General features: G+C 61.2%; 9 protein-coding genes. 4 read left to right on the top strand and 5 right to left on the bottom strand.

The window, feature by feature from the left end; all coding sequences use genetic code 11:
* The 3 genes from LDL37_RS12600 to LDL37_RS12590 all read left to right on the top strand — a co-directional run.
* Positions 1-712 (top strand): tyrosine recombinase (locus LDL37_RS12600; protein WP_290798851.1); only part of this gene is annotated, 712 nt, incomplete at its 5' end.
* 94 nt (positions 713-806) lie between these two features.
* Positions 807-1,766: an acetyl-CoA carboxylase carboxyltransferase subunit alpha gene (locus tag LDL37_RS12595; protein WP_126423047.1), complete on the top strand. Its 960-nt coding sequence runs from the start codon at positions 807-809 to the stop codon at positions 1,764-1,766.
* A 24-nt stretch (positions 1,767-1,790) separates the two neighbouring features.
* Complete coding sequence (locus tag LDL37_RS12590; RefSeq protein ID WP_290798848.1) at positions 1,791-2,435, top strand: DUF4328 domain-containing protein; 645 nt, start codon at positions 1,791-1,793, stop codon at positions 2,433-2,435.
* A 1-nt stretch (position 2,436) separates the two neighbouring features.
* On the opposite strand, the gene LDL37_RS12585 is transcribed toward LDL37_RS12590, so the two are convergent.
* The 5 genes from LDL37_RS12585 to tadA all read right to left on the bottom strand — a co-directional run bounded on the left by LDL37_RS12585 (position 2,437) and on the right by tadA (position 8,137).
* On the bottom strand, positions 2,437-2,874 hold the full coding sequence (locus tag LDL37_RS12585; RefSeq protein WP_290798845.1) for a DUF6702 family protein: 438 nt from the start codon (positions 2,872-2,874) through the stop codon (positions 2,437-2,439).
* A gap of 35 nt (positions 2,875-2,909) precedes the next feature.
* Entirely contained in the window at positions 2,910-5,303 is a 2,394-nt protein-coding gene (locus tag LDL37_RS12580; protein ID WP_290798843.1) for a M1 family metallopeptidase, read from the bottom strand.
* A gap of 243 nt (positions 5,304-5,546) precedes the next feature.
* Complete coding sequence (locus tag LDL37_RS12575; protein WP_290798841.1) at positions 5,547-6,443, bottom strand: mechanosensitive ion channel family protein; 897 nt, start codon at positions 6,441-6,443, stop codon at positions 5,547-5,549.
* Between the two features lie 9 nt (positions 6,444-6,452).
* Positions 6,453-7,652, bottom strand: coding sequence for a hypothetical protein (locus tag LDL37_RS12570; protein WP_290798840.1), 1,200 nt, complete (start codon positions 7,650-7,652; stop codon positions 6,453-6,455).
* 2 nt (positions 7,653-7,654) lie between these two features.
* Positions 7,655-8,137, bottom strand: a complete 483-nt coding sequence (gene tadA / locus LDL37_RS12565; RefSeq protein WP_290798838.1) for a tRNA adenosine(34) deaminase TadA — start codon at positions 8,135-8,137, stop codon at positions 7,655-7,657.
* A 96-nt stretch (positions 8,138-8,233) separates the two neighbouring features.
* On the opposite strand from tadA, the gene LDL37_RS16465 reads away from it, so the two are divergent.
* Positions 8,234-10,000: pseudouridine synthase (locus LDL37_RS16465; RefSeq protein WP_366509241.1), on the top strand; the 1,767-nt coding region annotated here is incomplete at its 3' end.

Here is a 10,000-nt window from a genome sequence, read left to right as displayed (position 1 = left end):
GACGCTTCAGCGTAAGCGTGCCGCCGTGCGGCAGTTCTATCGTTTCTGCGTGCGCGAAGGGCTGAGTGACACCGACCCCAGCCGCAAGATCGCCGCCGCCAGAAAAGGCCGGCCGCTGCCCAAAATCCTCAGCCGCGAAGAGGTGGACGCCCTGATTGCGGCTGCCGACGCGAAGGACGCGCATCAGGCCATCCGCCTGCAATGCCTGATCGAGATCGCCTATGCCTCTGGGATGCGGGTGTCGGAAATCGTCGCCCTACGCCTGGATGCCGTACAAAAAGACCCGGCCTATCTGATCGTCAAGGGCAAGGGTGGCACCGAGCGGCTGGTGCCGCTCAATCCGTCGGCGCGCGCGGCGATTAAAGACTATCTCGATATCCGGCCGTTGTTTTTAGGGGCGAAAGACAAGGCTAACCCCTATCTCTTCTGCTCGCGCGGGGCGCAAGGGCATCTCACACGCCGCCGGGTGGGGCAGTTGCTGGACGAGGCGGCGCTGGAGGCCGGGATCGACCCGGCACGTGTGTCACCGCACGTCCTGCGCCATGCCTTTGCCACCCACCTGCTCGAAGGCGGGGCCGACCTGCGCGTCGTGCAAACGCTGCTGGGGCACGCCGACATTTCGACGACGCAGGTCTATACTCACGTGGCGACCGAACGCCTCAAAGAGGTGGTCGAAACGCATCACCCGCTGTCGAAACGCCGCGCCGGATAAGCGATTCCTGAACCCTTGCCCCTTTGGGCATATTGCTCCCCGCCGCGACTTGGGCTAAACGCCAAGGTTTGTAACGGAACCTGAGTCCCGGAAGATCATGCGCCATTATCTCGAATTCGAACGTCCGATCGCCGATCTGGAAGCCAAGATCGAGGAATTGTCGGCCCTGTCGTCTTCGGGAGGGGCTAATCTCGACACCGAAATCCGCGCCCTGCGTGAGCGCACCCAGGTGCTGATCAAGGAAACCTACGACCGCCTTGAGCCGTGGCAAAAGACCATGGTCGCCCGCCACCCGGAACGCCCGCATCTGGTCGATTATCTCAATGGCCTGATTGAGGATTTCGTTGAGCTGCGCGGGGACCGCAAATTCGGTGACGATCAGGCGATTGTCGGCGGTCTGGGGCGTTTTCGCGGGCGCTCTGTGGTCGTGATGGGCCACGAAAAGGGCCACGACACCAATTCGCGCCTGCGCCACAATTTCGGCATGGCGCGCCCGGAAGGCTACCGCAAGGCGGTGCGCCTGATGGATATGGCTGAACAGTATGGCCTGCCCGTCATCACCTTTGTCGATACGGCGGGTGCCTATCCCGGCATCGGGGCCGAGGAGCGCGGTCAGGCCGAGGCCATTGCGCGTTCGACCGAGCGCGGCCTGACGCTGAAGGTGCCGTTTGTCGCCACGGTCACCGGCGAAGGCGGGTCGGGCGGGGCGATTGCGCTGGCGGCCGCCAACCGCGTGCTGATCCTTGAACACTCGATCTATTCGGTCATCTCGCCGGAAGGCGCGGCCTCGATCCTGTGGCGCGACGGCTCGCGCGCCAAGGACGCTGCCGATCAGATGAAGATTACTGCCACTGATCTTTTGAAACTCGGCATAGTGGATCGCATCATCGAAGAACCCGCTGGCGGCGCGCACGCCGACAAGGAGGCGGCGATCAAAAAGGTCGGGGATGTGGTGGAATCCGAGCTTCAGGCGCTGGATTATCTTTCGCCGGATCAGCTTGTGGCCCAGCGCGCCGAGCGCTTCTACAAGATCGGCCAGACGGGGTTGGTTTAAGCGATTTTCCGGGGGGAATGGGGGATGACAGAGATAAAAAAAGTGCGCGCAGGCGCCTTAAAGCTTCGCGCACAATGGGCCCAAGGTCTGATGATTGTGCTGATGATATGTCAGTTCAGCTTATGTCTTACGCTGGTGGCCGCTCTATTTAATCTTGTGCCTTATATTCCTCAGGAAGTTCTGATGGTGATGGGCCAATCAGGTTACGCTTACATGGCTATGGTCTGGGTATCCGGAATAGCCAGTCTGATCTGGCTGCATGAAGCCGCGAAAAACGCAAAAATCCTGAGACCTTCATTTGAACACACGCCGAATTGGGCAGTGGGCTGGTATTTCGTACCTTTCGCCAACCTGTACAAACCCTACGAAGTTATGCGGGACATTTGGGTGGCGAGTAAGGGGCCGACGGGTGATCTCTTTCCCAAAGGGGATACACGCATCGCACTGTGGTGGTGGGCACGAATTTTGGGTGGCATAGCTGTCAATGGCATGGACCGTCTGTTTCGGGAGGATGGAAGTTTCCATGGCGCTGGGGTTATGTCACCTGAATTCCTCTACGTGTGCGCAAGTCTGCTCGTGCTGTTTTCTACGGGCGTCTTTTTCCAGTTGGTCAGGGAAGTGACGCAATTACAGATCACACATAGCCAGCGGCTTATCGACACGTTCTGAGTTAAAACTCCACCGTCTTCGGGGCATCGCCCTTGGCGAAGGTCAGGCTCTTGGTCACGCCGTTGAGTCGCACATTGACCAGCCCGACGCCTGTTTTGCGCGAGTTCGGGAACAGGCCATAGGCGACCGTCACGGTTTTCGGAACGCGGTCCAGCTTGCCTTTGAAGGTGAATTGCAGGTCATCGCCCCAGGCTTCGTAGGCGAAAAAGTCGAGCCTCTGACCATTTATGGTGAAGGCGTCGCGCAGGTGGCCTTCCAGCGCCTTGAGGGCATCCGGATCGTCCACGGAGGGTTGTGCGTCGGGGGCCAGCTCGACCAGCTCCGGCTCGCTGTCGTGCGCCGAGAGGGTGTGGATGACGGTCACCGAGCCGTCCGGGGCGATTTCCACCACGCTCAGCGTATGATGGCCGCGATGGGCCCATGCGGGAGAGGCGAGCATCAGGGCCGCTCCTCCGAGCAGGAAACCGCGTCGGATCACTTCTTGTCCGCCTTTTTGGGCTGGGTCTTCAGGTTGTCCGGTGTGACGACCAGATCGTCGTCCTTCATGCGGTTGGGCGCGTCTTCGCCTTCGCGGACCTCAAAGCGCTGTTCGTCGATCTTGCGCGGGAAGGCGTTGTTGGAGACATCGGCGTCCGCCGTTTCCCACAGCGGGTCGATGACCGCCTGTTTCAGCGTCTTCAGCGTCGCGTGCTGCCACGTGACCTGCGCCGGATTATAGCGCCAGACCTCGGCCGGGATACGCACGGTTTCGGAGGTGCCGTCGGTGTAGTCCATCTTGAGGATCACCGGCATGACCAGCCCGCCCTTGTTGCGGAAGGTGAAGTTGTAGAAGTTGTCCTTCACCGCCAGCGCTTCTTTCAGGTCCGGGTCGATGTCCTTTTGCAGGTCGGCATACTTCTTCTTCTCCTTGACCGTGGGTTCCCACTTGTCGTCGGTATTGTAGTAATCGACCGTGGCCGGATCGGTCTCAACGACCGTCTTGCCGGTGTTGCGTGCGGCGGTCAGCGAGTCGGGCTGCGCGTCGTCCTGCACCTTTTCCCAGGCCTTTTCGACGACCGGATCGCGCGTGTTGAGGCGGGCCTTCTTCACATCGGCCAGCTCGATATCCACGTGGTCGGTCGAATAGAACCAGCCGCGCCAGAACCAGTCGAGATCGGTGCCGGACGCCTCTTCCATGGTTCGGAAGAAGTCATAGGGGGTCGGGCGCTTGAACTGCCAGCGGCGCGAATATTCCTTGAAGGCGAAGTCGAACTTTTCACGCCCCAGCACGGTTTCGCGCAGGATGGTCAGCGCCGCCGCCGGCTTGCCATAGGCGTTGTTGCCGAATTGCGGGATCGATTCCGAATTGGTCATGATCGGCACCTGATTTTCGCTCAGCATGTACTCGACCATAGACTTGGGCTCACCGCGGCGGGTGGGGTAGTCCTTGTCCCACTCCTTTTCGGCCTGGAACTGGAGGAAGGAGTTGATGCCTTCGTCCATCCACGTCCATTGACGCTCGTCGGAATTGACCGTCATCGGGAACCAGATGTGGCCGATTTCGTGGATAACCACGCCGATCAGGCCGTATTTGGCACGTTCCGTATAGGTCAGCTCCCCCGTCCTCTTGTCCTTCACCGGGCGCGGGCCGTTAAAGGTGATCATCGGATATTCCATGCCGCCGACCGGCCCGTTGACCGACTGCGCCGTCGGGTAGGGGTAGGCGAAGGCGAACTTGCCATAGACGTTCAGCGTGTGGGCGATGGATTTGGTCGAATAGGCGTCCCACAGCGGGCGCGCCTCCTTCGGGAAGAAGGACATGGCCATGACGGTCGGGTGCGCCGGGTCGGCGTTCTTCACACCCATGGCGTCCCAGATGAATTTGCGCGATGAGCCGAAGGCGAAGTCACGCACATTGTCGGCTTTGAACTTCCACGTCTTGGTGCCCGTGGCCTTGCCTTTTTCGGCGGCTGCGGCCTCATCGGGCGTCACGACATAGACCGGGGCCGTGGCCGTCTTCGCTTCCGTGAAGCGTTTTTGCTGCGCCGGGGTGAGCACTTCGGACGGGTTAAGCAACTCGCCGGTGGCCGAGACGACGTGGTCGGCAGGGACGGTCAGTTCGACCTCATAATCGCCGAATTCCAGCGTGAATTCGCCCGAGCCGATAAAGGCCTTGTTGTGCCAGCCTTCATAGTCCGAATAGACGGCCAGACGCGGGAACCACTGCGCCCCCAGAAAGATGCAATTGCCGTCTTCGCCCGGCTTGGTGAAGCATTCATAGCCGGACCGGCCGCCAACCATGCGGGTTTCGGGCAGGGGCACGCTCCACGCCACGGTGAAGGTCAGGCTTTCGCCCGACTTCAGCGGCTGCGCCAGATCAATACGCATCAGGGTGTCGTTGAGCGTGAAGGGCAGGGCGCTGCCGTCGGCGGCGGTGACCTTCAGGTCGTTAAAGCCGCCTTCCCACACCTGCATCCGCTTGACGCGGCGCACTTCGCCCACCGAAATCTCTTTCGAAGGCGACACGGTGTCGGTCAGTTGCGCGATGGAATCGCGCTTGTAATTGTTCTGATCGAGCATCAGCCACAGATAGCGCAGCGTATCGGGCGAATTGTTCTTGTAGGTGACGGTCTGCGTCGCCGTCAGGGTGCGCGTCGCCTCGTTCAGTGAGGCCTTGATGCGGTAATCGACCTTCTGCTGCCAGTAGCGATAGCCCGGCTCACCGGCGGCGTTGCGGTAGTCGGTGGGCGTCGGCCATTCTTCGCCTTCCAACTGACGGAACTTGTCCTCAAAACGGCCCTTGGTCTGTTCGACCGGATTGGCCAGAGCGACGGAAGTGAAGGCCGGCAGGGCCAGAACACACGAAGCGAGCAGCAGCTTTTTAAACACGGATGACCCCAGCGAAAACGATGTGCGGACGGATGAACGGTTTTCCGCATCCCCAATGCCACAAAAAAGTCTTTATACGTTCCTTTTGAAACGAATTTTGGCAGATGCGCAAGACTATATCTCTTAATGGAAACGTATAAGAACCTCCCCTGAAATCAGGGTAGGCGCTATAGCGAGATGTCGTTTTCACCTAAATTCATTCCGCTATAATCCGCCGCCCCTGTGCGCAAAGCGAACGGGGGGTTAAGCGCCAGCCTTCTCACCGGTGGCGGCCGCCAGCGCCTTTTCCATCGTCACCTGATGCGGATAGGGGATGTAGATGCCCGCCGCACCGAACTCTTCCTTGACCGATTTCAGCACGTCGGCGCGCACCTGACCGTGCTGAGCCACCGTCACCTGCGCCGTCACCTTTAGCTGCACGCCGTTGTCGGTGAAGTTCTCGACCCCGGCCCAGACGTCTGGTGTGGACAGGGTGCCGGGGTGCGAAGCCGTCACTTTTTTCAGGATGGACAGGGCCTTGTCGAGATCGGTAGCGAAATCGACCGTCACCAGTATGGCCAGGGTACGGTGACCGTAATGGCTGATATTGATGATGCGGTCGGAAAAGATCTTGGCATTGGGGATATAGACCTTGTGGCTGTCGCCATTGGTCAGTTCGGTCGAAAACAGACCCAGCCGCCCGACGGTGCCGGTCACATCGCCAATCGTCACCGTATCGCCGATGCGATAGGGCTTTTGCACCAGCAGCATGATGCCAGAGGCCACATTGGACAGCGTCCCTTGCAACGCCAGACCGATAGCCAGAGACGCCGCCCCCAGCACAGTCAGGATCGAGGTCGTCTGCACGCCCAGCCGGTTGAGGATGACCACCAGACCGACCACCATGATCAGCCACCACACCACCTGCGACAGGAACTCCGGCAGGGTGCGGTCGGCGTCGGAATGGGCGTAGCGCTTGGCGGTTTTGCGCACCGTGTTCGACAGCCACTGCGACAGGAACAGGGTGACCATCAGGATCAGGGCGGCGATCAGCAGGTTCGACAGAAACTCCGAATGCTGCGTCAGGTCACCCCAGAAGGTTTGCACATTGCTGACGAAATAGATGAAACGCTGCGGAATTTCACGAAAGTCAAACGTCATCTCAGGGCCTCAGAGTCCGCTAAAATAGGCTTTGGCTTCGGGCCGCCACAGGGCTTTCAGCTCGGCATAGGGCACAACATAATAGATGCCCATACAGGCGCCCATGACATGCGGCAGGTCGCTGCGGCTGAAGACCAGCCCCTTGTCGTTAAACGAGGTTTGGTAGTCATAACCGACGTCGTCGGCCAGACATTCCGGGATCGACCGGTCTCCGACAAACCACGGTGACTGTGGCGATAACTTCGCTTTGAGCTTTTGGAAGGCGGGCGTCTCCGGGCGCTCATCACCGGGGGCCCAGCCGGGCGGCGTGACATACAGGTTGAGCAACTGATCGGCATTAAGATACCCGCCCCGCTTGAGGTCATACATGGTGATACCCCAGCTATTGCTGGGGTGTGCGCCACCGCAATAGGTCGATCCGGCGCTTTCGACGGCCATCAGGCTGGAGGACACGTAAACGACCTTATCGGAGAAATCCTCAAAGCCGCCGGTCGTGCCCGCGCCGACAAAACCGGTCTGAGAGAGGCAATCCAGAGCGTTCTCCACCCGGAAAAACCGTTCAATATCCAAGGTTGCATTGACCTTGGCAAGGACCGCCGGATCAGGATGCCGCGTCAGTTGCAGATAGTGTACGCCGGTCGCCTTGTCTGTAACGGTCCGATAGGCGATCTGTCCGGCGCTGATCTCCGGCCCATAGACGTTGTTTTGATTGACGCGGCGGGCGCGGAACGGGTCGTTACGCGCCAGTTCGCCTCTCCCCTGATTGAGCGTGTCGTCAACTGCGTAAAGATCCCCCGGTTGGGTGAGGCTCAGGGTCGAAGTCAAAGACCGCGTCACGTTCTTCGTAAGGGTAACCGGCAGGCTGGCCTTCTTGCCCCTGGCGGTCCATGTGCCGGTTAATCCTGCGGATGCCGGTTTGAGAGTGAGTGTCCCCGTGACCGGGCAATCCGGCCCTACGAAGCAGCCGGGGTGTTCCTGAAAGGTGAGGGCGGTACCACTGGCTTTCAGTGAGATAAGGGTACGATAGCGCGTGTAATAGTATTGACCAATATAGACGGTCTTGCCCTTTACCGTGGCGGATCGCAGTTCCACAACAACGGGACTTTTACCGATGGTCCCCTCGTACACCGTCTGGGTGACCGTGTCGGCGTGGGCCGTAGTGGCCATGAGAAGACCGAGCCCAAAGACCACACTTGCCAGTAATTTCATGATCAATCCCCCTCTGCTGTCGTGGATCGGGTTTTACGCCGCTGTCTGAAAAAGTCTTTTAGCACCTGACCCGTCTCGGCCTCAAGCACGCCGCCGGTGACCTCGGGGGCCCAGTGGCAGGTCGGCTGCGCAAAAAAGCGCGGACCGCTTTCGACCGCGCCGCCCTTGGGGTCAGAGGCCCCATATATCACCCGTCCGATACGGGCGTGCGACAGCGCGCCGGCGCACATGGCGCACGGTTCCAGCGTCACATAGAGCCACAGATCGGTCAGGCGATAATTGCCGACAACCTGCCCCGCCGCGCGTAAAGCCAGTATTTCAGCGTGCGCCGAGGGGTCATTAAGACTAATGGGCGCATTTTTTGCGCGCGCAATGATGGTTTTACTTGACGGATCGTAGATTAAAGCGCCTATCGGCACCTCGCCGGCCTGGGCGGCCTTTTCGGCCTCGTCCAGCGCCAGACGCATCAGGGTTTCGTCAGTCATGTCCTGTGGGGAGTCCATAGGGGTTGATGACCGGCAAACCGCTGCGGCGTCAAGTTAAAAGGCCCTGCGTGAGCAGGCCCAGTCAGGAAAATGATGATGTCTGAAGACCATAATACGCCCGAATCCGCCGCTCCGACCGAGAGCGTTGCCGGCGACGCCACCCCCAAAAAATCCTACGTCAAAAAGCCCGCCGCCAAAAAAGGCCCGGCTGACAAGTCCTTTGGTAAGCCCGCGCGCCCGCCGGAGCGCATTGCCAAGGTACTGGCGCGTGCCGGTCTGGCCTCGCGCCGCGAAGTCGAGCGCCTGATTGGTTTGGGTAAGATCGCCGTCAATGGTCGCCTGCTCGACACCCCGGCGACCACCGTGTCGCCCGACGACCTGATCACCGTCGAAGGCAAGCCGATCCGCAAGGCCGAGCCCACCCGCGTGTGGCGCTATCACAAGCCGGTCGGCCTGATGACCACCCATCAGGACCCGCAGGGCCGCCCCACCGTCTTCAATTCGCTGCCGCAGGAACTGCCGCGCGTGATTTCGGTGGGTCGCCTCGACATCAATTCCGAAGGCCTGCTGCTGCTGACCAATGACGGCGAACTGGCGCGCGCGCTGGAACTGCCGACGACCGGCTGGACGCGCGTCTATCGCGTGCGGGCGCTGGGGCGCACCACGCAGGCGGCGCTCGACACGCTGAAAGCCGGCGTGACGGTCGAAGGCGTGCAATACGGCCCGATCGAAGCCAGGCTGGACAAGGCGCAGGAAAAGGCTGATGGCCGCGCCAATCTGTGGATCACCGTGTCGCTAAACGAAGGCAAGAACCGCGAAGTCCGTAAGGTGCTCGACAGCCTGGGCCTGAAGGTCAACCGCCTTATCCGTCTGGCCTATGGCCCGTTCCAGCTCGGCGATATCGAGCCGGGCGAGGTTGAGGAAATCGGCCCGCGCGTCGTGCGCGAACTGCTGGGGGACAAGATCGACCCGCGCAACCTGCCGTCGGAAAGCGAGACCCAGACGCGCACGCCGATGCGCCTGCGCCGGACCGAAGGCGAGGGCGCGCCGCGCACCGGCCGTCGCGGCGGCGGCGAACGCTTTGCGCCGAAGGGCGAAGGCCGTGAGGAACGCCGTGAGCGCCCGCTCAGCCGCGACGAGGCCTTCCGCCGCAAGTACGAGGCCAAGGAATTTGGCGACCGCGATTTCGATGAGCGCCCGCGCTTTGACGGCGACGGCCAGGCGCGTGATCGTCGTCCGGAACGCGAGGAGCGCGAATGGACGCCGCGCGCCGAGCGTCCCAGACGAGACTTCAATAGCGGCGAGTTTAAACCGCGCGGCGAAGGCAGCTTCAAACCGCGTGGCGACCGTCCGCAACGTGATTTCAAGCCGCGCGGTGAGGGCGACTTCAAGCCGCGTGGGGAACGCAGCTACGGCGACAAGCCGCGCTTTGATAAGCCGCGTGGCGAGCGCCCGGCGGGTGACCGTCCGCAGCGTGACTTCAAGCCGCGTGGTGAGCGTAACTTTGGCGACAAGCCGCGCTTTGACAAGCCGCGTGGCGAACGCCCGGCGGGTGACCGTCCGCAGCGTGACTTCAAACCGCGTGGCGAAAGTGACTTTAAACCGCGTGGTGAGCGTAGCTTTGGTGACAAGCCGCGCTTTGATAAGCCGCGTGGTGAACGTCCGGCGGGTGACCGTCCGCAGCGCGATTTCAAACCGCGCGGTGAAGGCGACTTTAAACCCCGTGGCGAACGCAGCTTCGGCGACCGTCCGGCGGGCAAGTCGTTTGGCGGCAAGCCCGGTGGTGGCAAGTCCTTCGGGGGCAAGCCGGGTGGCTTTAAACCCGGTGGTCGTCCGGGCGGCTTCGCCGGTAAGGGCGCGCCG

It is taken from the genome of Asticcacaulis sp. (assembly GCF_020217185.1).
GTDB lineage: Bacteria > Pseudomonadota > Alphaproteobacteria > Caulobacterales > Caulobacteraceae > Asticcacaulis.
Note: the sequence above shows the minus strand (reverse complement) of the source record. Positions and strands in the feature narration are given on the sequence as shown.

Excerpts from the sequence above, each read along its gene's own strand:
- tadA (WP_290798838.1), bottom strand. The coding sequence starts at position 8,137 with ATGACTGACGAAACCCTGATGCGTCTGGCGCTGGACGAGGCCGAAAAG.
- LDL37_RS12590 (WP_290798848.1), top strand. The coding sequence starts at position 1,791 with ATGACAGAGATAAAAAAAGTGCGCGCAGGCGCCTTAAAGCTTCGCGCA.
- LDL37_RS12575 (WP_290798841.1), bottom strand. The coding sequence starts at position 6,443 with ATGACGTTTGACTTTCGTGAAATTCCGCAGCGTTTCATCTATTTCGTC.
- LDL37_RS12570 (WP_290798840.1), bottom strand. The coding sequence starts at position 7,652 with ATGAAATTACTGGCAAGTGTGGTCTTTGGGCTCGGTCTTCTCATGGCC.
- LDL37_RS12585 (WP_290798845.1), bottom strand. The coding sequence starts at position 2,874 with ATGCTCGCCTCTCCCGCATGGGCCCATCGCGGCCATCATACGCTGAGC.